The sequence below is a fragment of the Streptomyces sp. CB02261 genome (genome assembly GCF_001905665.1).
In the GTDB taxonomy this organism is placed as follows: Bacteria; Actinomycetota; Actinomycetes; order Streptomycetales; family Streptomycetaceae; genus Streptomyces.
Genome location: NZ_LIVX01000012.1, coordinates 1 through 22,182 on the forward strand (window position 1 = coordinate 1; position 22,182 = coordinate 22,182).

22 protein-coding genes and 1 pseudogene are annotated in these 22,182 nt (G+C 68.9%); 11 read left to right on the forward strand and 12 right to left on the reverse strand.

The genetic code is table 11. The features are described from left to right. Window positions 1–231 precede the first annotated feature (231 nt). A complete protein-coding gene (locus tag AMK29_RS30890) occupies window positions 232–1,407 on the reverse strand; it encodes a hypothetical protein (RefSeq protein WP_143202953.1) in 1,176 nt (391 codons plus the stop codon). Between the two features lie 1,336 nt (window positions 1,408–2,743). On the opposite strand from AMK29_RS30890, the gene AMK29_RS30895 reads away from it, so the two are divergent. Next, the gene (locus AMK29_RS30895) at window positions 2,744–3,370 is read left to right on the forward strand and encodes a helix-turn-helix domain-containing protein (protein ID WP_073819261.1); all 627 of its coding nucleotides are present in this window, start codon (window positions 2,744–2,746) and stop codon (window positions 3,368–3,370) included. 155 nt (window positions 3,371–3,525) lie between these two features. Here AMK29_RS30895 and AMK29_RS30900 read toward each other — a convergent pair whose 3' ends face one another. Continuing rightward, window positions 3,526–4,815 carry a pentapeptide repeat-containing protein gene (locus AMK29_RS30900; RefSeq protein WP_073819263.1) on the reverse strand — a complete coding sequence of 430 codons (1,290 nt, stop codon included), beginning with the start codon at window positions 4,813–4,815 and terminating at the stop codon, window positions 3,526–3,528. Window positions 4,816–5,012: 197 nt separating this feature from the next. Here AMK29_RS30900 and AMK29_RS30905 point away from each other — a divergent pair, with 197 nt between their 5' ends. The 4 genes from AMK29_RS30905 to AMK29_RS30925 all read left to right on the forward strand — a co-directional run bounded on the left by AMK29_RS30905 (window position 5,013) and on the right by AMK29_RS30925 (window position 9,947). Then, the gene (locus AMK29_RS30905) at window positions 5,013–5,258 is read left to right on the forward strand and encodes a hypothetical protein (RefSeq protein WP_073819265.1); all 246 of its coding nucleotides are present in this window, start codon (window positions 5,013–5,015) and stop codon (window positions 5,256–5,258) included. Between the two features lie 69 nt (window positions 5,259–5,327). Further along, entirely contained in the window at window positions 5,328–6,365 is a 1,038-nt protein-coding gene (locus tag AMK29_RS30910) for a hypothetical protein (protein ID WP_073819267.1), read from the forward strand. A gap of 1,371 nt (window positions 6,366–7,736) precedes the next feature. Then, window positions 7,737–8,756 carry a hypothetical protein gene (locus AMK29_RS30920; RefSeq protein ID WP_143202954.1) on the forward strand — a complete coding sequence of 340 codons (1,020 nt, stop codon included), beginning with the start codon at window positions 7,737–7,739 and terminating at the stop codon, window positions 8,754–8,756. Window positions 8,757–9,455: 699 nt separating this feature from the next. Further along, the gene (locus tag AMK29_RS30925) at window positions 9,456–9,947 is read left to right on the forward strand and encodes an NUDIX hydrolase (RefSeq protein ID WP_073819272.1); all 492 of its coding nucleotides are present in this window, start codon (window positions 9,456–9,458) and stop codon (window positions 9,945–9,947) included. Between the two features lie 265 nt (window positions 9,948–10,212). On the opposite strand, the gene AMK29_RS36030 is transcribed toward AMK29_RS30925, so the two are convergent. The 5 genes from AMK29_RS36030 to AMK29_RS30945 form a co-directional block, all read right to left on the reverse strand. Beyond that, entirely contained in the window at window positions 10,213–10,626 is a 414-nt protein-coding gene (locus AMK29_RS36030; protein WP_073819273.1) for a hypothetical protein, read from the reverse strand. A gap of 213 nt (window positions 10,627–10,839) precedes the next feature. After that, window positions 10,840–11,232, reverse strand: a complete 393-nt coding sequence (locus AMK29_RS36255; protein WP_143202955.1) for a hypothetical protein — start codon at window positions 11,230–11,232, stop codon at window positions 10,840–10,842. A gap of 819 nt (window positions 11,233–12,051) precedes the next feature. Next, the gene (locus tag AMK29_RS30940) at window positions 12,052–12,342 is read right to left on the reverse strand and encodes a hypothetical protein (RefSeq protein WP_073819277.1); all 291 of its coding nucleotides are present in this window, start codon (window positions 12,340–12,342) and stop codon (window positions 12,052–12,054) included. A gap of 305 nt (window positions 12,343–12,647) precedes the next feature. After that, on the reverse strand, window positions 12,648–13,028 hold the full coding sequence (locus AMK29_RS37470) for a DUF6207 family protein (protein ID WP_079197196.1): 381 nt from the start codon (window positions 13,026–13,028) through the stop codon (window positions 12,648–12,650). 172 nt (window positions 13,029–13,200) lie between these two features. After that, window positions 13,201–14,166, reverse strand: a complete 966-nt coding sequence (locus tag AMK29_RS30945; RefSeq protein ID WP_241845762.1) for a protein NO VEIN domain-containing protein — start codon at window positions 14,164–14,166, stop codon at window positions 13,201–13,203. Between the two features lie 388 nt (window positions 14,167–14,554). Here AMK29_RS30945 and AMK29_RS30950 point away from each other — a divergent pair, with 388 nt between their 5' ends. After that, complete coding sequence (locus tag AMK29_RS30950) at window positions 14,555–16,411, forward strand: DNA/RNA helicase domain-containing protein (RefSeq protein ID WP_158071361.1); 1,857 nt, start codon at window positions 14,555–14,557, stop codon at window positions 16,409–16,411. 292 nt (window positions 16,412–16,703) lie between these two features. After that, the gene (locus tag AMK29_RS30955) at window positions 16,704–17,234 is read left to right on the forward strand and encodes a hypothetical protein (RefSeq protein ID WP_073819576.1); all 531 of its coding nucleotides are present in this window, start codon (window positions 16,704–16,706) and stop codon (window positions 17,232–17,234) included. A 281-nt stretch (window positions 17,235–17,515) separates the two neighbouring features. On the opposite strand, the gene AMK29_RS36035 is transcribed toward AMK29_RS30955, so the two are convergent. Beyond that, on the reverse strand, window positions 17,516–17,809 hold the full coding sequence (locus AMK29_RS36035; RefSeq protein ID WP_143202956.1) for a hypothetical protein: 294 nt from the start codon (window positions 17,807–17,809) through the stop codon (window positions 17,516–17,518). Window positions 17,810–17,932: 123 nt separating this feature from the next. Between AMK29_RS36035 and AMK29_RS36040 the strand changes: the two genes are divergently transcribed. After that, entirely contained in the window at window positions 17,933–18,142 is a 210-nt protein-coding gene (locus tag AMK29_RS36040; RefSeq protein WP_073819283.1) for a hypothetical protein, read from the forward strand. Continuing rightward, complete coding sequence (locus tag AMK29_RS30970; RefSeq protein WP_073819285.1) at window positions 18,142–18,393, forward strand: hypothetical protein; 252 nt, start codon at window positions 18,142–18,144, stop codon at window positions 18,391–18,393. The genes AMK29_RS36040 and AMK29_RS30970 overlap by 1 nt, the downstream gene beginning before the upstream one ends. A gap of 64 nt (window positions 18,394–18,457) precedes the next feature. Here AMK29_RS30970 and AMK29_RS30975 read toward each other — a convergent pair whose 3' ends face one another. Further along, window positions 18,458–18,877, reverse strand: a complete 420-nt coding sequence (locus AMK29_RS30975; RefSeq protein ID WP_073819286.1) for a VOC family protein — start codon at window positions 18,875–18,877, stop codon at window positions 18,458–18,460. Then, on the reverse strand, window positions 18,874–19,125 hold the full coding sequence (locus AMK29_RS30980) for a hypothetical protein (RefSeq protein WP_143202957.1): 252 nt from the start codon (window positions 19,123–19,125) through the stop codon (window positions 18,874–18,876). The genes AMK29_RS30975 and AMK29_RS30980 overlap by 4 nt, the downstream gene beginning before the upstream one ends. Before the next feature lie 28 nt (window positions 19,126–19,153). On the opposite strand from AMK29_RS30980, the pseudogene AMK29_RS30985 reads away from it, so the two are divergent. Beyond that, a pseudogene (locus AMK29_RS30985) lies at window positions 19,154–19,300 on the forward strand (IS21-like element helper ATPase IstB); the annotation flags it as partial. A gap of 204 nt (window positions 19,301–19,504) precedes the next feature. Here AMK29_RS30985 and AMK29_RS30990 read toward each other — a convergent pair. After that, window positions 19,505–20,116, reverse strand: a complete 612-nt coding sequence (locus AMK29_RS30990; RefSeq protein ID WP_241845763.1) for a leucine-rich repeat domain-containing protein — start codon at window positions 20,114–20,116, stop codon at window positions 19,505–19,507. A gap of 352 nt (window positions 20,117–20,468) precedes the next feature. Beyond that, window positions 20,469–21,272: a hypothetical protein gene (locus tag AMK29_RS37475; protein ID WP_241845764.1), complete on the reverse strand. Its 804-nt coding sequence runs from the start codon at window positions 21,270–21,272 to the stop codon at window positions 20,469–20,471. Window positions 21,273–21,435: 163 nt separating this feature from the next. Here AMK29_RS37475 and AMK29_RS31000 point away from each other — a divergent pair, with 163 nt between their 5' ends. Then, entirely contained in the window at window positions 21,436–22,116 is a 681-nt protein-coding gene (locus AMK29_RS31000; RefSeq protein ID WP_143202958.1) for a hypothetical protein, read from the forward strand. The last annotated feature ends 66 nt before the right edge of the window (window positions 22,117–22,182 follow it).

A 22,182-nucleotide genomic window follows, 5' to 3' on the forward strand; every position in this document is an offset into this window, starting at 1 on the left:
GCTTTCGCTGCGCTTCAGCCCCGGGGTGTGGCGCTGTGCGCCACGAGCGGCCCGGTGCCCGGGCCCTGATGGACCGTCCGCTGCGCTCCCGGCCCTGCCCGCTTCGCGGGCGGCTGGCTACAGGGTGGGCCGGGCTTCGGGGTTTCGGCTGCATCAGTTGATGCAGCATGTAGCTTTGGTGGAATGGGAGGACACCCCCGGGTCGGGGGTGTCCTCTTTCCTTTTGGGTGGTTACAGCCGAGGGAAGAACACCCGGGTGGCGAGCGGGTGGCGGTGAATTTGGGTCACGTAATCGGATTGGAAGGTGTTGCGGGCCGCGATTTCGTCAGTGCGGAGCATTCCGGCTCCCTTCTTTGTGGTCACGATGATCCCGTCGAGGATGCTGATTCCGGCCCCTCCGAGGTCGGAGAACAGGTTGATGCGCAGGTGCAGGTAGACCTGTCCGTCCTGCTCGGCGATGGTGACCGCGTACGCGAGATCGGCGAGCGGGTAGAAGTGGGTGCCCCGGTGGTGCGCCAGGATTTCGGGGCGCAGGGCCCGGAGGTAGTGGGTGAGGGTGGCGCGAGTTTCGGGCCGGAGGGGGAGGCTGATGTCGTCCTCGGTGAACTGGCGGCGGATGAGGGGCCTTTCCCACAGGCCGGTGGTGCCGGTGGTGCAGGTGCGGATGATCTCGTCGTACGTGCGCCGGAGCTTGCGGTGGATGTAGGAGAGGTCATCGTGCAGCCCGGGGGCCGTCAGGCTCTGCCATCCGCCGGGCAGGAGGAACTGGGCGGTCACGGTCGCCGTGGGGGTGGAGAGCGCCGGGACGGGGGTGAGGACGCGGAGCGCTTCGGGGTCGATGCAGTCGGCGCTGAGGAGCGAGCCGAGGACGGAGGCCTCTTCCACGATCTGGCGGGCCTTGGTGGTGGAGAGCTGGCGGGCGCTGATCGCGTTGGCCGTGACCGTGACGCGCTCGGCCGGGGTGCGGCCGACGAGGTGGGCGTGGAACCGCTTTTCGCTCTGGATGGTCTGGCGGTCGAGCGTGTGGGGGTCGTAGCTCCACGAGATGACCGGGGTGAGGTCGGAGGCGTGGCAGTGGGTGGCGAAGCTGTGGGCCATGACGCCGAATCCCTTGCCGAACTGCACGGTGTGGTCGTGGAGTCCGGGGCGGGCGGTGGGCCCGGCGGAGATGATCATCATGTCGTAGAGGGCGTGGGGGGCGGACTTGTCGGTGACGGCGTATGCCTCGTCCGGGGAGATCGTGATGTGTCCGAGGACCGTGGTGCGGTCGTAAAGGTCGGAGACGGTGCGCAGACGGCGGCCGAGACGGGGGCTGTATCCGGGGTGTGCCTTCGCGGGCAGGGACTCGAAGACGCGGAGATCCTTTCGGCGGTCTTCGAGGTGCTGGGGCAACAAGGATCGGGCCACGGTGGGCCTTCCTTTCGCTTGACGAATACGGGATGCCGGTCGGGTGTGCCGCCCTTCCGACACCACTAAGAATACAGCTTCAAATCTCACTCGTCCATTGAAAACCCCAGCTCAAAGCGGCTCTTTCCCATCGCCCGCAACGCCCCGGCGCGCAGCGCCAGAACCCACCCCGCCCGCGCAACGGGCGGGCCCGTGAAGCGCAGCGGAACGGAAACCCCGCTCCCGGCGCGCAGCGCCGGGCCCCCATGGGCCGCACAGCGGCCCACCCGCGCAGCGGGAACCCGCGCAGCGGGGACACCCGCTGCGCGGGGAAAGAAAACCGGGCGCACCGCGCCCGGACCCACTCCCGGCGCGCAGCGCCCAGGGACCCCGCTGCGCGGGGCAGGAGAGAGACCGCGCCCCACAGTCGCGCGGCATTCCGAAGTTCCCACCCTCTCCACGCCATGCCTACGGAGACGCCTGCCGGTCCGCGATCAGACGCGCGGTGCGCCCTACGGCCCCGTGTCGGCCGGGGTGATGGGCAGGGCCGAGCCCTTGGTCGTCGGGGCCCGTGAAGAGCCGTCAGGCTCCTTTGTATCCCTGCTGCGCCCAGGAGCGCCCGTACCCGGAACGGCGGGGAGGGTGGGCGTGGGGGTGGGGCGCGGTGGGGTGCTGGCCGGGATGTGGCGAGGTCCGGCTGGGCCTGGTCCGGCCAGGACCGCGCCGCGCCCCACCCCCACGCCCACCCGTCGATTGCGGCCGCGCTCGGGACTGCGGCGCGCCCTCGTCGGGCCCGGGCGCGCTTCCTGCGCGCCCAGGTGCGCCCAGGTGCGCCCGCCGGCCTTTCCGGCGCTGCTGCGCCCTTCCCTCTCGTCGCCGGCGTCCGGAGGTCCGCTGCGCCCTGCTACGGCGCAGCGACGGGTCACCTTGGCCTGAGCTGTCAGGGCCACCGGGATTTCGCTCCCATGCGGACAAGGACCCGGGTAGGCCACGCTCTGGCCGTCGTCGGAGCTCCGACGCACTCGTGGGAGCGGGAGCAAGAGCGCCCCCGCGCAGTACGACGGGCCCGCGCTCGGTGACCGGAGCGCAAGGCTGCTCGGCGAATGGCAAGTGGGGGTGTGGCCGACGAGACGGATCAATGGTCCGCCGGACAGGGGACTGCCGATCCGAGGATTGATGCTGTAACGTTTGAAGTGTCGGATGCTGGCCCCGGGAAGAGTGGAGGCCGGCGGAGAGCCGCTCAAAGAGCGGCCCGGCACACCGCCGGCCTCGTACCCGTATTCGCAAGACCTCTGACGAGAGACCTGCACCCCAACTCTACCGCTCCGCCCCGCGCAGCAGCCCTCGAGGAGACAACGTGATCCCCCGCAACCGCCCCGTCATCAACGAAGCCGACATCGCCGCCCGCGCCGGCGTCCCCCTGCCCACCTGGAACCGGCGCGACGCCCCCGCCTTCCGCGAACGCGTCCCCAGCCTCCTGCCCGACAGCCGCCACCGCCTCTACGACCTCGAGCAGGCCGAGGCCTACCTCGCGGGCCGGCCCATCCCCCCGCTGCCCGAAGGCGAGCACCCCGAGGACCTGCTGACCGCCAAGGAGACCGCCGCCGTTCTCGGCATCACCCCCTCCACCGTCCAGGCCTACGCCACCCAGGGCCACCTCTCCCCCGGCACCACCCGCTACAGCACCCGCCTCTGGCCCCGCCACGAAGTCCTCGACCGCCGCGACAACGCCCCCGGCCGCGGCAAAGGCGGCGGCCGCCGCGCCGGCGAACCCCAAGGCCCCCGCAAACAGCACGCCTACGAGGACGACCCCCGTCTCGCCACCGCCGCCCAAGCCCTGGCTGCCGCAGCCGCCGGCACCCCCAAAAGCCGCATCGCCACCGAACTCGCAGACCTCCACGGCCACACCCCCCGCACCTGGGAACGCCTCCTCACAACAGCCGCAGCACTCCACAGCCCCACGGACGACGACGATCCGAGCTGACGGGCACCTCAACCAACCGGCCGACGACCGCGGAATCGTGAAGCGCCCGCCCCGGCGATGAGGGCCGGCCTTTCTGCGCCTTCCGCCAGAGCTGTCTTTCCGCAGGTCGCCGATTGGATGATCGATTGGGCGAGAGTGGGGCGCAGACGACTGTTTTAGCCTTCCTGCGGTTGTGGATCCGGGGACAGCCAAATCCCGGGCAGTTCGACTGTGGCAGGAACGGGAGTACCGACGGCGGCGAGAAGCTCGTGCGGGGGTACCCCCGTCGCGCCGTTGAAGGATACTGTGCCGCCGGAGAACGTCGCGTCGTTGAAGCCCACCATGTCGCTGGAGAACGTCGCGTCGTTGAAGCGCACCCTGCCGCCGGAGAACGTCGCGCCCTGGAAGGACACTGTGCTGCCGGAGAACGTCGCGTGGTCGAAGCCCACCATGCCGCCGGAGAACGTCGCGATGCTGAAGAACACCCTGCCGCCGGAGAACGTCGCATCGTAGAAGGACACCGCACCGCCGGAGAACGTCACCCTGCCGAAGGACACCAGGCCGCCGGAGAACATCACGCTGCCGAAGCCCACCATGCCGCCGGAGAACGTCGCGTCCTGGAAGGACACCGTGCCATCGGAGAACGTCGCATCGTCGAAGTCCATCGCGCCGCCGGAGAATGTCGCGCCGTAAAAGGACACCCTGCCGCCGGAGAACATCGCGCCCTGGAAGGACACCATGCCGCTGGAGAACGTCGCGCCGCGGAAGGACACCGCGCCGTCGGAGAACGTCGCGCCGCTGAAGTCGATAGGGCCGTCGATGATGACGTCGGTGAGGTCGAGGTCGCAGCCCTGCCAGGAGCGGTGGGTTCCCTGGGGGCGGCGGTAGTGGTCGCCGATGAGGCGCAGGATCGTGTGCCGTACCTTGCGCAGGGCCAGGTAGCGGTGGTGTTCCTGCTGGTGGGCGGGGTCGTTGCCGGGGTCGGGGGTGAAGGGGAGTTGGAGGTAGGCGCACAGGACGTCGATGCAGGTTTGGCGGAGGTTGTTGTCGGGGGCGTCGTCGGCGAGTCCGGCCAGGGCGTGGACGCCGCCGAGCTGGACGGCCGGGGAGTCGGAGCCGAGTTGCTCGACGGCCTGGGAGAAGCGCTCGGTGTGGAGCCGGGTGGCTTCGCGGTGTGCGCCGGCTTCGTCGACGCGCTGGCGGCGGTAGGCGACGACCAGGGCGACGAGCGCACCGGCCCCGGCGACTACGCCGAAGGAGAGCTTGACCAAGTCGAAGAGTGTCTTTGCGTCGAGTTTTTTGGTGGTGTCGATCTCCTGGAAGTCCAGCAGGTACACCAGGCCGTAGAAGATGCCGCCGGCCACCAGGACCGCGGCGGCGAAGGTGATGGTCAGGGCCCGGCCGACCTTCCACAGCCGCAGCTCCCGGTCGTCTGAGGCCGGTCGCGGCCGTCGGTTCGCTATCACGGTGAGGAAGACAGAGACTCACGGGCCTGTGGTTGCAAGCCGGAGCGCGTGCGGACATTGGGCGCCTGGCCGGGGTCAGGGCTCGGCCAGGGGCGTGCAGGCCGAGATGAACGACCGCCAGGGCGTCGGCCTCCTCCTCGGCCATCCACCCGGACAGGCGGTCTTCGGTGTGGGCGGAGGCCTGCGGGAGCGCGCGGGTGCGCTCGACGGTGGAGCCGTCGGCGAACCGTACGGACACGGTCACCTACGGGACTCACTGCCGCCACGAGCACACCTGCATCCGCTGCCCCGTCCTTCAGGTCAACCCGAAAATGGTGGCGCGGCTGAACGAACTGGAGAAGGATCTGCTCTTGCGGCGCCAGCGCGCTGAGGCGGAATCGTGGCTCGGAGAGATCGACGACATCGACCAGACCCTCGTCTTCCTCCGAAGCAAGCGGGAGTGAAGCCCTCCGCAACACGAGGCGGCCCCCTGTCGACCTCGGCCTTCCGCAACTACGCCGTTAGGAGCCACCTTGTCCGACTCGCTCAGCCCGGAGACGATCAAGCGCCTGGCCTTCGTCCGCTTCCTCCACGAGCAGGGCATACTCCAGAGCCAGCAGCCCGAGCCGCTGTCCGCGACGGCAATCCTGTCGTTCCAGGACGCGGTTGAACACTTCCTGCTGATCGCTGCCGACCATCTCAAGGTCAACCTGCCCAGCAGCATGCAGTTCCTTCAGTACTGGGAGCGGTTGAAGCCTGCCCTCCCGGACGGCCAGGACTTGCCCAGCAAGCAGGCCCTCGACCGCGTCAACAAGATTCGTGTCGCGCTTAAGCACTACGGGACGATCCCCTCCAGCCAGGCCATCCTTCAGGCCAAGGCAGATGTCTCGACCTTCTTCACCGACGCCACCAAGCTGATCTTCTCGGTCGACTTCACCAGCCTGGACATGATCGACCTTGTCACGCGCCAGCAAACGGTTGACGTCCTTCGATACTCACAGTCCTGCATGGACAAGGGAGACCTGGGGCAGGCCATGGCAGGGTTGTCGATCGCGTTCGATGACCTCATCGACCACTACACGAGCGCCCGGCAGGTCACCTATTTCCGGCGCCCACCCTTCCGTTTCGGGCAACACCTGCGTGGTTACCGGGACCAGAGCCTCAGGATCAAACAGGACTCGGGCTCTCGGCAGGCGGGGCTCAGGGGGTTGCAGGTCTTCGTCAGCGATATATCGAAACAGCTGGAAGATCTGACTGCCGCCACGATGTCGATGCGGAGGGCGATGCAGATGACAGCGCTTGGCGTCGACTACCGGCGCTATTCTCAGTTCGCGATGATCACGCCTGTCGTGATCAGGACGCGTCAGGGGGCCAGCTTCAGGCCCGCTGGATTCCTGACGGTTACCGAGAAGGACTACGACTTCGGACGCGCCTTTGTCATTGAGTCAGCCCTTCAGATGGCCAAGGCCGACGAGCTAATGCAGCAGCATCAGGCCCACAACGATGCGGTTCGTTCCAGGAATCGGGGCGAGGTCGTCAGGCAACAGTGGGAAGGGCCTCTGCCCGAGTAAAACGAACGGACGAGCGACCGGCAGCAGGGCGATGTCCTCAGCGCAGTACAGCGGGACTTCGGTCATCCCGCCGTGGTGCTTGGAGTCGATCTCCACCGTGCCGGTGGGGCGATCCAGCCGAGGCGGGCGACCTGATCGAAGTCGGTGCGGCGCACGCCGAGGCGCCTGGCGGCCTGGTCCGGGCCGAGGGGGACGTGGCGGTCAGGAGCGCGGGCAGGTCCCGATGCCGCGCCAGGGTGGCGACCTGATCGGGGCGAACGTCGGGAAAAGCCGGGTCACCGCCGAGGTAGGCGAGCAGGCCGGCGCGCACGAGGTGGCCCACCGCCGACGCGGTCACACGCGGACGGCCAAACGGCAACGGCTGCCCCAGCGCCTCCATCAGCCGCTCCGCCGCCCACGACGCCCCCGCCGGACCCCGCAGCGCCGCCCGGATCCCCTCCGCGTCGGCAGCCTGGACCACCGCACGCGGCCACTCCCCCGTCCCGGCGTCCGCCGCCGGGACCAGACCCGAGTCAACCGCCCACCGCCAGGCCGCCACCGACACCTTCGGCCAGCCCGCCGTCCCGTACTCGTCGTACGACTCACGCATCACGCATCTCCCGTTCTCGCACCATGGCGCGGCCCGCCGGAGGGGGAGTCCGGCGGGCCCTGCATATCCAGAGCGCCCCCAAGCGCTCCACACCCCTGGCACCGTGGTTCACATCCCCACTTCCCGAGCATCGGGCCGGCCCCGAGGTCCGGGGAGCGGGAAGGTATCCCGGCGAGCGGGGCTCGTCCCGCGTGCCACCGCGCTTGCTACCCAACTGCGACGGCACGGCCGTTCAGGCGGAGTCGGGTGCCGTAACCCAGGACATCTCGGGCCTGCCAACCCTGACGCCGGGCAAACCCCGGCGGAGGGCTCTACTGCCGCCCTCCGCCGGGCCGGCTACGCCATGAGCTGGTGGAGGGCGACTACGGTCGCGCCGCAGGCACTCAGTCCCAGAAGCGGACCCGCCAGAATCGTGACGAGAGCTCCCGCCACAACGCCGGCGAGCAGGATGATCGCCCAACGCTGGGGCAAGGGTTCGGGGTGCTGGGTGTTTGCCACTTACTGTCCTCTCTGAAGGTCTCTTCGAGCGAGCGACCCGGTTGGTAGCCGGGGCTGTTCACATCTGTGTGAACAGCGGCCGCCGAGCGGGCTCATGAGTAATGGTGGGTGCTCCTGAAGCGCCTTCCACGTGGCATGATCAAGGTTTTGATCCGGGTGAAGGGCTAGCGAGCTATCCCTTCACCCGGATCAAAACACCGGGATCAAGAAGCCGAATATTCTTTGGAGCGCATGTGGCCGACGCACAGGAGACGAACGCCCGAAGGCTGCGCAGGTTGGCGCAGATGCGCAAGAACGAGTCGGTCACGCAGGCCTGCAACACGTTGCATGAGATGTGGGAGGCAGGCGGGAAACCGGACCCGATCGTCCTCCGTAGCCCCCTGCTGGCTGCGGCAGAGGAACGCTCACGGCTCACCAAGCTGATCCTTCCCCGGGGTATCGCGCTGCGCTTCTACCTGCTGGCGGTCTTCGAGGCGCAATGCCGACTGGGTGCGGGTGCCCCGTGGAAGAACGTCCGACCGCTGAAGGGGGTCGGATCGTGGTCCGACCTCATCGCCATCGACGGTGCCTACGACACAGCGACGAACACCTACATGCCTGCCGCCTTTCGAAGCAGGAAGCTGGAGGATCTGCGGCTCGGACAGGTCAAGGGTGCTCTGAGGACCCTAGAAGGGCTTGGCGAGGAGGACGCCCTTGTCACCGTGCCGCGAGGAGCGCGCGGGCAGCGGTTGTACGAAAGCTTCTCGCTGATGAAGGAAAGCGGACGAGGTGGGAATCAGACCCCGGACCTCTACACGGTTCCTACGCGTCAATGGCAGGCCGCCAAGACGATCACGATCCCCGCCGCCTTCTTCCTCCAGGGCTGGATCCAGGTGCTCAACCCCTCCGAGATCGCCACCTGGCTCATCCTGAGGATGCTGAGCAAGTGGGCACCCAGAAAGCACCGCACATCGGGCGTCTTCCTCACCGCGCAGCCCCGCACGCAGACCTTCGGCCTGCGTGACGACGCCTGGGAGGACGGCTGCCAACGCCTGCTCGACTTCGGTCTCATCCGCCGCGCGGAGCCCCCAGGCATCCAGGGCGTGGACGAATCAGCGACGAGCCTGCTGTTCTCCCAGCCGGCCCGCCCTCGCCGTCGCTACGAACCGCACTACTGGCAGGTGACCGATGAAGGACTCGACAAGGACGCCGCAGCGAAACTCGACAGAGAACTCAACCTTCGCCAGCGCGTGCTCGACGATACGGCCAGGAACCGTGTCCCTGGAACCACAGCACCCCGCCGACAGTCACCCGGCGCGCAGTGACCTCCTCGACATGCCTCTGCTCACACCTTGAACCACCTGGAACAGATCTCCTGCCCACCGGATCCATCAGAGTCCCGACGGATGGATCCGAGCAATGTTCTTTCCCACGCCCGCCCGGCCGAGGGTCAGCCGGTTCCTCCTCTACGACCTCGCCCAGACCGAGGCCTACCCCGCGGAGCCGGCCGATCCCCGCACTGCCCGACGGCGAACACCCCGACGACCTCCTCACCGACAAGGAAGCCGCCGTCATCCTCGGCATCACTCCCTCCACCGTCCAGGCCTACGCCACCCAGGGCCACCTCTCCCGCGGCACCACCCTCTACGGCGCGCGCCTGTGGACCCGCCGCGAAGTCCTCGACCGCCGCGACAACGCCCCCGGACAAGGCAAAGGCGGCGGCCGGCGCGCCGGCGAACCCCAAGACCCCGCAAACAGCATGCGTACGAAGGCGACCCCCGCCTTGCCGTCGCCGCCCAGGCCCTCGCCACCGCGCCCGCCGGTACCCCCAAGGGCCGCATCGCCGCCGAACTCGCAGAACTCCACGGCCACACCCCCCGCACCTGGGAACGCCTCCTCACCACCGCGGCCACCCACCACACAGACAACGACGATCCAAGCTGAGTGAAGTGTTTGGAAACTTGGTGATCAACAGACTCGGGGGCGGGCGGCATGCCTAAGCGCAGGGTCGATATCGTGACTTGATGGCAACACCAGATTTCATCCTCGCGCTGCGCAAGAAAATTGGAAACGATCCGCTGTGGCTCTCAAGCGTCACCGCGGTCGTCGTCAGGGATGACCAGGTCCTCTTGGCGAAGCGCGCAGATAACCGCAAGTGGACGCCAGTGACTGGGATCATCGATCCGGGGGAGCAACCGGCGGATGCCGCAGCCCGGGAGGTTCTTGAGGAGACCGGCATCGTGGCAGTTCCGCAGCGGCTGGCGATGGTTCACGTCACGGACCCTGTCGTCTATGACAACGGGGACCAGACGCAGTATCTCGACCTGGTGTTCCGCTTTGGTTGGCAGTCCGGCGTTCCGCATCCCGCCGACGGCGAGAACACAGCTGCCGATTGGTTCCCTCTGGACGACCTGCCTCCGATGTCAGACGACATGCGCAAGCGAATCGCAGCTGCCCTGTCCAACGAGCAGGCAGCCCAGTACGTCTTCTCTCCGCCGTCACCCGACGGCGCCTGAGAACCCGGCTCCAACGCGCCTGCGCCCATGGCAGCCGGCCACCCTCGCGATGGGCAGCCGACGGCAGCAGCTTGGTCACCTCATGACAGCCGTGATCACCATCGCCGCACAGCATGGAGCAAGCCTGGACCCGCTCGCCCCTGCTGACGCCCATCCAGTGCCACTACTGCACCCATTCACAGCCGGATCCCCCGTACCACCCGCCCTAGGCGGCAGGGGGCCGGTCTTTTCTGCGCTCGCCACGCCCCGGGCCGATACGGCGCGGTCAGCGCCCGTACGCCTTGCGGCACCACTCCCCCGCGCCCATGGGTGCCTGGATCTGCTGCGCCTGACGGCAGAGCTGCCGCATCTGCGGCGTCTGACCGGTCGTCGGCTGCCGACGCGGCGCCGTGCTCTTCTTCGGGCTCTTGCGGGGCTTGGCCGCCTTCCAGGGAGCCGTCCTGGTGGTGCTCCTCTTCGGGGTGCTCTTCGCCGGGCGCCTGATCGTCGGCGGCGCGGTCCGGCGGGCGGGCCCCGGGGCGGCGGGCCGTGCGGGCGCGGGCGCGGGGGTGGCCTTTGCAGGGGGCGCGCCCGGCAGGGTGGTCGGCGGCCGGGGGTCGGTGACGTCGAGCGCTTCCCGGGGCACGCCCGGGGTCGGGTCGGCCGGGGCGGGCGGGGCCGGCGGGCGGGTGGAGGTCATCCGGGACCGGCCCGGTTCTTCACCGTGGAAAGTCCCTCACAACCTCACAGATACACGTCCACCTGGGGAAACGAACTGTGAGCCTCACAGATAGAACTCACCACGCCCCTCGGTGGTGAGTGGGGCCGTTCCCACTCACCACGACGGGCCCGCGCACCCGCTCCACTTCCAGACAGCCCGAACGGGGTGAGGGAGGAGGTCGTCGTCCGCGGGTCAGGAGGGGGCGGGTGTGGGTTCGGCCGCCTGGGCGGCGGCAACAGCGGCGTCCCGGGCAGCGGTCCATTGGGCCTCGGCGGCGGCCCGTTCCTTCTCTGCCTCGATCTTGCAGCGCGCGCAGAGCCCTTCGGTCTGCACGGCCCGCCCGCATGTCCGGCCGCCGTAGCCGGGGCAGTCGCCCATCTCGACAGCGGCAGGCGGCTTGGAGCAGACGATGCACCGTAGTCCGGGTGCCACCACGCCGCGGCCGCAGCCGCTGGCGCAGGTGGGCCGCTCGCCGCCGAGGCAGTGCGCGCACCGGTCCAGGCCGGGCAGGGCGTCGTGGGGACACAGGCCTTCGTCTCCGGCGCAGGGCCGGTAGCGGCCGCGGCCGGCGTTTTCCGCGTCCATCTGCGCGCGCCGCTGCGCCCAGGACGCCGGGATCGGCGTCTCGTCCTGGTCCCCGGGCCCACGGGGCGCCAGGGCGTAGGTGCCCGGCCGGCTGTACGGGGATCGGGGTGATCCCGGAAGCGGGGCCGATCGCGATCAGGTGCCGCAACCGCCCGCTGATCACTCTGGCCACCGAAGTACGAAGAGGCTGGGGCAGCTGCCGGGACAGGAGCACGTGCCGGACCTCCTGCGGGGTAAAACCCGTCTCCAGCATCCCGGTGACCGTGCGGCCCTGGTCCCGCAGCGAGACGGCGTTCGTGACCGTCCACTCCGGGGCCTCGGCCGCGATCGCCCGCAGCACCTCCACGCCCGGCGTCAGCTCCACCGGCCGCACAACGGAGGTCGGCTCCTCCCCGGCCGTCACGGGCCCGTGCTCCTGGTCCTCGACGTCGCCGCCGCCTCCGTCCGTGTTCCTCACGCACGCGTTCTCTACCTGCACGGACGGACGGAGGGAGGGGTCGGCGGGTTCTTGATCAGGGCTCTCGACAGGGCTATAGACCTTGGGCGTCATGGGTGACGCCACCTCCGCGTCATCCATGACGCCACCCCCCTCCGGCGCGCTGCCGGGGCCAGCCTGAGCTGGGCTGGACTGGACCGCGGTGGCGAACGCCAGCCCGGCCCTCAAATGAAGCAGGCCTCTTCCTCCGGCTATCGCGGAGAAAGAGGTGTCGTCGTGGCGATCAGGCTTGCCCACCGGGCCTGACCAGGCACGATACCCAGGATCACGAAAGGGAGGGTCCCACTCCCGGTCACACCTCCGGTGCAACTCCTAGTACACCTCTACGTGCAACCCTCCAGCCCCCCTCCGGTGCAACTGTCCCGGAGGCCCGTCCACACGGGCTTGCCCGTGGCCCTCGCCCCGGGCGCGCCATCGTGCGTACCCGGGGCGAGGGCGGTGGAGCGGGTTACCGGCGGCGGAGGCAGGGTCAGGGCCATCAACGCGATGCCGGACGCGGCGGTGGGGGAAGAGGCGCCGATGGTCTCGCGCAAGGCGGGGCGGTCGTGCAGGACGTAGCCGAGGAACAGCAGGCCGAGCACGATCACCCCTTCGTGGCGGCGCGGGAAAGCCACAGCGGGCTCCGCGGCCCGCTCCCGGGCTGAGTGCTGCACGAGGGCGGACGATCCGCACTCTAGCCGCGCAACTACCCGACTCTCGCGCGGACTTCTGCCCTGGTGATTCTCGCGACCGGGCAAGCCTTAGGCGGCCCTGGGCAAGCCTCGGACACGGCCAGTGCCACGGGCAAGCCGAGCAGCCCGTACGAGGACCTCGGGCGTACGAGGAAGGCGGGCCGGGGGCAACCGCTCCGCGATCCGGCGCCGCCCGGCACACGCCCCCACATGGTGAACGGCCCGCACCGTCACCCGGTGCGGGCCGTTCATCCACCCAAGAGCCCGCCGGAAGGGGGGTCGGCAGGCCCTGCATATCCAGAGCGGTCCCATGCGCTCACCACCCGCATGCCCCCGATCCCAAGCCCCACACCCAGCCGTCCGACCAGGCAGCCCGGGCCGGGCCAGCCTGGGGGCTGGCGCCAGTCGGCCGGAGAGGCAGCTGATGGGTCAGCGGCGCACGTCGGCGTAGAGAGCCGTACGTTCACACCCGGCTCTCCGGGGACCCGCCCCACCCGCCGTGTCCCGGAGGTCGCCCAGCACCCGGCCGGTTCCTCGACAGCTGCCTGGAGGGTCGCTTCGTCGGTGGCGGTGAGGTCCAGGACGATCAAGCCGGGCTCGCTGACGTGGATGGGGCCTATCGGTTCCATGCCCGCCAGAACACTCCTCACAGGTGGCGGAGCCGGGATCAGCCCCCGGACCACCTGGACGGGTCGACGCCGCGCGGCTTCGGCCCGGCGGACGGGCAAGGCGCCGACGGCGACACACACAAGGACGCCGCGGGCGGCAGGGACGAACTGTTCATGAGGCTGAACAGCAGGCTCAGCCGGTCGTGTCGGGAAGTCGGTACTCGTACTTGCGCGGTCGGAGGTCTTCCTCGGCCGGTTCCCAGTCGGTGTAGTGGGAGACGGTGCCTTCGCTGGGGGTGTAGGGGTCGGTGCGGGTGTCGACCTTGATGTCGCTGACGACGTAGAGGTCGACGGTGTTGTTCTCGTCCCGGGCGTGCAGGACCTCGTTGATCGTCAGTTCGACGCTCGTTGCGGCACCGGTCGTGCCCTTGACCTCGACATGGCGTTCCTGGGTGCCGCGGGTGCAGCGAAGGTCGTACGGCTTGCCCAGCTTTTCGACCGTCCAGCCCTCGGCTTCGTAGTGGGAGGTGGCGAACGCTTCGGCGTACTCCTCGATGGCCTTGCGCTTCTTGGGGTCGGAGATGTAGCCGGCGCCGCGGCGGCGGCGCTGGGGCTTCTTCCTGCCCTCGACCTGTTCGGCGGTGAAGCCCGGGGACTTGTCCAGGGGGACGTCCTCGGGCTCGTCGGGATCGAAGGGGAGACCGGCGAGCTCCAGGAGACGCTGGGCAGGCATCTGGACGAGCTTGCCCATGCCGCGGTCGGTGCCCGAGCGGCGGATCGCGTCGCTGCCCGCCTCGGTGAGCGGTCCGTCGGGGCCCAGGGGGACGTTGTCGAGCTTGGCCAGAGGTTCGATGCCGAAGCGCTGGGGGTACTTCAGGCGCCGTTCGACCTCCTCGTCGGGCCAGTGCCAGGACTTCCCCTCGTAGAAGCCGCCGCGGACCTGGAAGAGGTAGAGGGTGGCGGTGTCCTTGAGCCACTGCTCGAGCTGGACCCGGGGCGAGGCGCCGGTGGCCAGGACCGCGAAGCGGGGGCGGGCGCCGTCGTACTCGGGCTTCTTCTCCGGGAAGCCCCAGGAGAGCGTCTCGATGCCGTGCTCGAGGTTGCGCTGGGACTCGGTGCTCTGGCCCACGTGGACCATGACGAACGTCGAACTCTTCATGCAGGCCATCATAGTGATGCGCTTATCGAGTGCTGGCTAAGTTTTTCTTTTTGATAGCCTGCAGGACAGATGTTGGTCGAGGACGACAACTCGCAGGCTGAGCCTGGACTCTGACTAGCCGGCGGCTGACGCCGCCGGTGCGTGTGAGGCCGTGGTCCGGACCCCCAGGACGGTCGGAGCATGGACTTCGCCGCAGTCCGGGGCGGCTGGGAGGTGTCGTGGAATCCGGGGGAAGCACATGTTCGAACAGACAACTGCAGCGTCCGCACACAGCGATGCCACTCTCCCCTCGCCGCGTCCCGCGCCGGGGACGACCGTGGAGAGGGTGGCGTGCGCGGCGTCGGGCAGGGTGGATGAGCTCGCCGCCCGCGTCGAGGATCCGGCGTTCTTGAAGCAGTGCGCGGTCCGGTACACGGCTGCCGGGTTCGGGGTGCCGGGCGAGGCGGAGGTACGCAGCTGGCGCAACAGCTGGCCGCCTCTGCTGCGGGCGCTGGTGCGGGCGGGGTTATCGGACCTGTGGGTGTATCTGGAGTACGGCACGCCGGGTGGTGGCCGGCGCCTGGACGCGCTGCTGGTCGGTACCAAGGCGGACGGGGCGCTGGGGCTGGTGGTCGTGGAGCTGAAGCAGTGGCAGTCCTGCCGGGTTCTCGACGCCGGGCGGGTCCTGCGCACAGACGGGGTGGTGACGGCCCATCCGGTGTTTCAGGTCGCGGCCTACCGGAGCTTCTTCCAGCACTGGCGGCCCGCCCGGGCGCCGAGGCTGGATGTGCGGGCGGTGGTGGTGCTGCATAACGCCAGCGCCGAAGAGGCGGCTGTCCTGCGCCTCGGTGCTCCCGCCGTCGCCGATATCCCCGTCCTGAGCGGTGCGGACCTGTCCGCACCAGCGGAGGACCTGGCCGCACTGTTGCGGGCCGGGGACCTGGCCGCGCCGGACGCCGCCCGAAGAGCGGTATTCGAGGGCATCCGGTGGGAGCCCTCCAGCAGGCTGCTCGACCACGTCGGTTCCGTCCTGGAAGGCAACAGCGCCTTCGCCCTGGTGGGCGACCAGCAGGACGCGTTCCTGCAGATCCGCGCGACCGCGGCGCTCCACCTGCCTGGCCGCGGCGGGAGTACGGCGCCCGGCGACGGGACGGGTGCGGTCATCACCGTGCGCGGTGGGCCGGGCAGCGGCAAGACAGCGCTCGCCGTGCGGCTGCTAGGCCACCTCATGCGCCACCACCCCACGACCCGCCCCCGCTTCATCACCCCGTCCGGGACCCTGCGCGCCCACCTCCTGGACGCCGTGAGCGGTCACAGCGCCGCCCGTGAACTGTTCCCCGGCATCGGTTACCTGCGGGCCGCCGCCCGGCAGGCCGGCGCGCTCGTCATCGACGAGGCGCAGCGGATCAAGCGCGGCGGCCACGGGCTGCCGCCGGACCTGGCCGCCGTGATCGCACACGTCCCGCTCGCCGTCGTCTTCCTCGACGAACGCCAGATCATCCGCCCCGACGAAGGCACCACCGTCGAAGAGATCCAAGCCGCCGCCGGGCACCTGGGCCGCGCCCACCACCACCTGGAGCTCACCGGCTCGTTCCGCTGCGCCGGATCAGCCGCCTACACCGCCTGGGTCGACGCCCTGCTCTACGGCACGCCCCGCCCCTGGAAGGGCCACACCGGCTACGACCTGGGGCTCGCTGATGACCCTTTCCAGCTGCAGCAGTGGGTCGAACAGGCCACCGCCGCCGGGCACACCGCCCGCACCACCGCCGGATTCTGCTGGCCCTGGACCCGCAGCCGCCCCCGCGGCGCCACCACCCTCCCCCTCGACATCACCATCGACGTCCCCAGCACCAGCCCCGCCGCCCCGGACCGGACCTGGCACGCGGCCTGGAACGCCGCATCCGCCCTCACCCACCCCGACGACGGCCGCCCCCTCGCCCCCCACAACCAGCTCTGGGCCACCCACACCGGCGGACACCAGCAGATCGGCTGCATCTACACCGCACAAGGCCTCGAATACCGCGACGCAGGCGTCATCATCGGCCGCGACCTCACCTGGAACAACGACCACTGGGAAGCCCACCCCCACCACAGCCGCGACGAAACCCTCCGCCACCTGCCCCCCGACCAATACCTGCGCTACGCCCTCAACACCTACCGCGTCCTACTCACCCGCGGCACCCACACCACCCGCATCCACTCCACCCACCCCACCACCCAACACATGCTCCACACCCTCATCCACCCCACCACCCCAGCCGACTGACCAGCACCGCCACCAAGGACGCGAACCACACAAACCCGCCCACACACGGAACGCCCCCGCCTCCCGCTGCGACGCCGGGAGCGTTATCGGACCTGACGGCTACCGTGCGTCCACGGACGCAGCCCGGGCCACGGCGCGGATCAGGGAGCGGACTGGGCTGCGGCCCGCGCTGTCGGGGCCGGTCCGGGCTGTCGCATGGAGAGACACCTCATGCAGTTAAGGCGTCAAGCGGAGGCCGGTCCGCAGCGGAAATCGGGTACTCGCTGCGGACAGGGCCTGCGAGGCTGTGGGGGTGACTGAGACGACCCCGTATGACGCCGACCGTGCCCGATTCACCCGCCAGGCGCTGGCCCGCCTCGTTCTGTGTGATCACGCAGCGGATGTTGCGGATGGCGCAGCTGGTCTGGTCGCCACCGGCAACGACCCTGATTCCGGTCCCGGGGGCCGGGTAAGCCAGGCATTCCAGCTCATCGAACTCGCGGAGCACGCGCTGGCCTCGGCCGTGATCTACGAGCGCGAGCGAGGCAGCTCTTGGGCAGAGATCGCTCAGTACCTGGGCATCAGTCCGGCAGAGGCGGAAGAGCGGTTTGCCGTGAACCTGGACGGCTGGAACACGGCCTTCAACGTCCCCTATCGGCTCGACGACACCGGTCGAAAGCGCATACCGCAGCTGCCCACGGCAGCGTACGACCCGGCCTGGGCATGCGACCGGCTCGATACCTGGGCCAGGAACCGGCTCATTCTTGTCAACGACGAGCACCCCGTCAGCTCGGGTCTCGTCAAGGCTGCGCCGGAGAAGGACTTCCCGTCGGTGACCCCGTAGCGGTGTCTGCTGGAAGGGCGCTCGCCTCGTCGAACAGACAGCGCGCCTGAAGGCAGTGGTGGAGTTGGCCGAGCAGGAGAAGGTGCCGTAGAGCCTGCATGTGCCAATCCCCGCCTATCCGCCAGCGTCGGTAGCCCGCGCAGCTTGAGCCGCTAAGGGAGGCGAAGCCCCACGGGTGGTGGCCTACGTGGTGGAGCCGGTTGTTCTTGACCAATCGGCATCCGACGTATCGGCGTTTGCCGGAGGCCCCGGTGATCAGGGGGCAGATCCGGCGTACGCCTTCAACCCTCCAGCCGTGGCGAACCAAGTCCGGTCGTGTCGCCGATCTCGCCCAGAATGCGGGCACCGGCCTCGGGACCGACCAGGGGAAGCCCAGCATGATTGATTGTCGCGTCGCGGTGTGACCGGAAGGCCTCTTTGGTGGCCTGCCCCAGGACAACGACCGCCTCGCAGGCCGCGTCGAGCTGCAGCAAGAGGGCCAGTGCCCGCCTGCCCATGGCGTCCTCGACAAGCGGCAGCTGCCGTGGGGCTTCCTGGCGGAAGAGCTGCTGCACTCGTTCGGCGGGCGCCGGCACCTTTCGTTCCCGTCGGCCGCACACCGTCCCGAACCCCGGGCGGCCCACGCATATCGCCTTCCGGGTTCTGGTCGCATACTCCTGCGCTAGCCTCGATGCAGCGTCTACGACTTGGAGGCCGCGATGCGGATCGTTTTCGACCCGGCCGAGCAGGAAGCACTGCGGGCCGACGCGCGGGAGATGGCTGACGGCGACCCGCAGATCGCCTACGTCCTGGAGCGTCTGGCCGGCGAGGGCGTCGACCTGGACCGCGTCACCTCCTGGGAGGACCTGCGCGAGAACCTGGGGCAGCCTCCGATCGACGACTCTGCTCCCACCACGCACGTCGCCTGATGGGGCGCCACGCACCCAAGCGCGCCCGCATCGTCTTCTACGACGTAGCGCAGGACCAGATCGAGAAAATGACGGAGGCCGAACGCCTCCGGCTCGACCCCGTACTGGTGACCATCTCCAGAAACCCCGAGATCGGCGTGCTGTCGAAGCACGGTGCGATCCGAGAGCACCGCGAGGGCGGCGTCCGGATCCTGTACGTGCCAACCGCCTTGGGAACGGTCGTCCTGGTCGCCTACGTCGAGACGGACTGACTCCTTCGACGCCCCGAGCGGCGGCCACAGAAGGAGAAGTTGTCAAGAGTTGTGGATGTCGATCTCACCCGTTCTGGGGTGAGCTGATCGCGACAAGTTCGACCTCAAAACCGTCGGCGTTCTCCAGATAGGCCGCGTAGTGCTGCTTGCCGCCGGCGTGCGGGTGAAGCTCGGTGAACATCAGGCTCCAGCCGTGCTGGGCCGCGTCGACGGCGAGCTTGTCGACGGTAGTGGCGTCCTCGACGTGGAAGGCCAAGTGGTTCAGCCCGGGTCGACGGCGGTCATATCGGTCGGCGGTAAGCGCCGGGGACTGTTCGAGGACGAGGTAGGTCGGCCCGAGCAGCCAGCTGCGGCCGGTGTCCCAGCTCTGTGAGACGGCGTAACCCAGCGTCTGAAGCAGCCAGCCAAGTGAAGCGAGGGCGCGATCGAGATCGGGAACCCAGATCTCGACGTGGTGCAGTGCCCCGTGTGTCGGCCGGTTCACGTGGCCATCGCCTCTTCGCGCTCGGCCAGGACGCCGTTCTCGACCCTGGCGTGGGAGCGGAGCAGGGCGACGAGGCGGGCTCCGGTGATCGCGCGCCAGCGGTCCTGGGCGTGGATCTCGACGAGCTGCCGTACGGATCCGGACGTCTGCGTGCCAAGCTCGGCGCGCAGTGCGGCGATCTCCGCCTCGTCGCTCTCGACGTGGATGCGGCACTCACCGCTGCAGTCGTTGAGGTACACGCGTTCCATCAGGGATTCCCTCCTTGGGTGGCTGGCCTGGGCCAAGACATCCACCGACCCTCGCCTCTGCGCGGCCGTCGTCGACCGGCTCACCTTCAACGGCACCATCATCGAAACCGGCACCGATTTTTATTGCCTCGCCTCCACCCGAGCCCGAGCCGAGGAGTCGGTCAAAGCCAGCTGACCTCTACTTGTCCGCTTTCAGAGTCCGCCGCCCCGGCGGCGGACTGACACCCGCGTGAACGAGGGACTATCTCATCGTTCAGCGTGTGTCGGCGATCACGTATTTCCCCATGGAGGGCGCCAGTCTCCCCGGGCAGACGTTCGATCCCACAGGTACTTGATTGTGCTCGCTCGCATCTACGGCGGGCGGCGAGGATGATCTCGATCAGTCCCAGGCGAACGCCGGCTGGTCAACTCGGCCACCTCTGTGCGGTGCGGGAATGTAGCCCTTCGCGCCGTTAGGCAGCTGGGCAACGCATGCCAGCGAGCAGGCGCTGACCAGCAGAGGAAGCACGTCGGTGGCTACGCGCAGCGAGATCCACACCTGATGAAGTCCGGCCCGCGCGATCGGACGATCGCAGACGCTGCAGCTGTGAATGGCGGTGGCGCCCCAACGCCGGGGATCCAGGTTCTCCAGGTCGAGGTCCGCAACGGAGTCCCGGGTTGACTGAAGCCTCGGGAAGGGTGCTCGCAGCTTCTCGTTGCCAAACAACGCGCGCGTGCTCACTGTGCTACGGGTCAGCATCTGGCATCGGGTGATCTCGTAAGGGAGCCAGTGCAGTCGGTACGAGGTGTACGGAGTGAATTCTTCCAGGCTAGCCATGGCGCCGATCTCGGGCGGGATCCGGACCAGGTTGCTGCCGTAGAGCACGAGGTGCTTGACCGCCGTCAGCGTGGCGATGCTCGGTGGCAGGGTGATGACCTGCCGACGCTCTTCCGGGCTGAGCTCGACTAGGGGACGGAACTCTTCGCGTCCGTCGGCGGCGGCCTCGTCCACCAGGTCCAGCAGGTGCTGCCAACCCGGGGCGGAGGTGTCTTGCCGTTCGGTGTGAAATCCGACGCGGGCACGCGGGTGCGGCCTGGACTGGTCGAAGCACCGGCACACCTCCTGGCGAAGCCCCCGTCCCGCCGGGACAGGGTCTGATGTGTCACCCCAGCGGTTCACGCAGTGCCTCGCCTCGTCCCTGTCCGTCATGGCACCAAGATACGGAGGTTGCCGTGGCCCCTCCAGCGATCAGGGATGCGAGAGAGACAGGGTCGAACACCTACCTGGGGAAGGTGACGCTGCTCATGGGGAATCACGTGGAGTTCAACATGACGGTTTCGGTGCCCGGTGAGCCAATCCGTGGTCAGCCGACTCCAGGTACCGCGCCAGGCGGAGCAGGCTCCTCCGCGGTGACACGCCGGATGTGGCCTACCCACGAGTCCGGCGTCGGGGAGGACCACTCAACGTCGATCTCAACGCCGTGGAATATGCGGGTGAGGTCCGCAAGCTGTGTGAAGATCGCCGTCTGTGCCTCCTCAGGGGCCGCATCGGCGGGCATCGGGATCTTGCCGCATCCGCCACCCGAGTCGTCGGCGATGAACGTGTAGGGCCACACGTCTTGCCCGGTCAGCAGGATGATCTCGTACGCGCCGTCCGGGTCCTGCTCGTCGTCGTCCTCGTCGGGGTCCGGGTCGCCGGCGGTTGCGATGAGCTGGTTCAGCTGGGCAAGGTTCACGGAGTCCAGTCGGACCGCGCCTCCGCCCGGGCCGGACAGCTCGACAGCGGCCGGGGCGTCGAGGCCGTTCAGCTTTGCGCGGCGGTCGATGAGCCGCAGGAGAGTGTCGACGGCGCGAACGTCGACACCCTCACCGATCTGCACGCCGTCCTTGTCGTAGATGGGACGCATCTCCGTGGCCTGCGGCCAGACGGCCGCCTGGAGGACGTCCAGGCGCTCGTTCTCCTGCTGCCGGTAGATGCTCGCCTCGGCGGCTTCCTCGTCGCGGTTCGCCTGAAGCGAGCGAACGAGGTCCTTGCGGGCGGCGCCGGGCGAGGAGTAGCCGAGAGCGAGGACCCGGGCGTCGTCGAACGGTATGCCCTGGCGGCGGAGGCGGATCAGGCCTGCGCGTCGGCCGGCGGTATCTGCCTGGTGGGCTTTGGATGCTGGCATGGCGGTGGGGCTCCCGCGATTGAAGTTGTCGGTCGGGCCCCGCGCCTTACCTGTGATGATCCCCGATCTGCGGGTTTGTGATCCCCCGGCCGGGTTGGGATGGCATCCTGCCGCGATGAGACATGTGCGAGGGGTGGGAGCTGCGGCAGCTAGCGCGGCCGTGGTGGCAATGCTGATATCCGGGTGTTCCGGAGGGGGTGACGGGGTGTCGGGCGCCCCGACCGTGGTGAACGAGACGCCGACCGTCGAGCCGACAGCCGAGGAGACGGAGACGGAGCTGCCGTTCTCGACCGAGGACCCGTACGCCACGGAGGAGCCGGTCTACGCGTTCGGCCCTGAGGGCGAGATCGACAAGCTCGCGGACGAGAAGGGCTGGGAGTACGACGGGACGTACTCGACGGCGTCGGCCTTCGTGAAGGACATCTGCGAGTCGCTGCCGATCAGCTCGATTCAGGCGGACTCGCGCCCGGAGTGGCTGGTGGAGTCGGGGAATCTCGAAGGCGATAAGAAGGCGATCTTGCAGGCGGGGATCCCCAAGCTGTGCCCGAAGTGGGCGACGGCGTTGAAGCAGGCGGTGTCGGGCGACTACGACCAGTGGTACTCGAGCGGGACGTACGTCGTGTCGTCGAAGCCGGCGGCCGAGGGGCAGGACGAGACGATCCCGCCGGGTACGTACCGGGCGGAGGGGAAGATGGAGAACTGCTATTGGGAGCGCACCAGTGAGGCGGGGGAGATCATCGACAACAACTTCGCTACCTCGGCGCGGAAAATTACGGTGACGATCCGGTCCTCTGACGGGCAGTTCACGTCTGAGGGCTGTGAGGTGTGGAAGCCGGTGAAGTAGGCCTCGCTGGACATGGAGCGGCCCCGCCAGACGGGGGAGACTGGCGGGGCCGTGGAGCGAGTGGTC

Coding starts and splice junctions, on each gene's coding strand:
- AMK29_RS30920 (WP_143202954.1), top strand. CDS start 7,737: ATGCGCAAGAACGAGTCGGTCACGCAGGCCTGCAACACGTTGCATGAG.
- AMK29_RS30925 (WP_073819272.1), top strand. CDS start 9,456: ATGGCAACACCAGATTTCATCCTCGCGCTGCGCAAGAAAATTGGAAAC.
- AMK29_RS36030 (WP_073819273.1), bottom strand. CDS start 10,626: ATGACCTCCACCCGCCCGCCGGCCCCGCCCGCCCCGGCCGACCCGACC.
- AMK29_RS36255 (WP_143202955.1), bottom strand. CDS start 11,232: ATGGACGCGGAAAACGCCGGCCGCGGCCGCTACCGGCCCTGCGCCGGA.
- AMK29_RS37470 (WP_079197196.1), bottom strand. CDS start 13,028: ATGGAACCGATAGGCCCCATCCACGTCAGCGAGCCCGGCTTGATCGTC.
- AMK29_RS30945 (WP_241845762.1), bottom strand. CDS start 14,166: ATGAAGAGTTCGACGTTCGTCATGGTCCACGTGGGCCAGAGCACCGAG.
- AMK29_RS36040 (WP_073819283.1), top strand. CDS start 17,933: ATGCGGATCGTTTTCGACCCGGCCGAGCAGGAAGCACTGCGGGCCGAC.
- AMK29_RS30970 (WP_073819285.1), top strand. CDS start 18,142: ATGGGGCGCCACGCACCCAAGCGCGCCCGCATCGTCTTCTACGACGTA.
- AMK29_RS30980 (WP_143202957.1), bottom strand. CDS start 19,125: ATGGAACGCGTGTACCTCAACGACTGCAGCGGTGAGTGCCGCATCCAC.
- AMK29_RS37475 (WP_241845764.1), bottom strand. CDS start 21,272: ATGCCAGCATCCAAAGCCCACCAGGCAGATACCGCCGGCCGACGCGCA.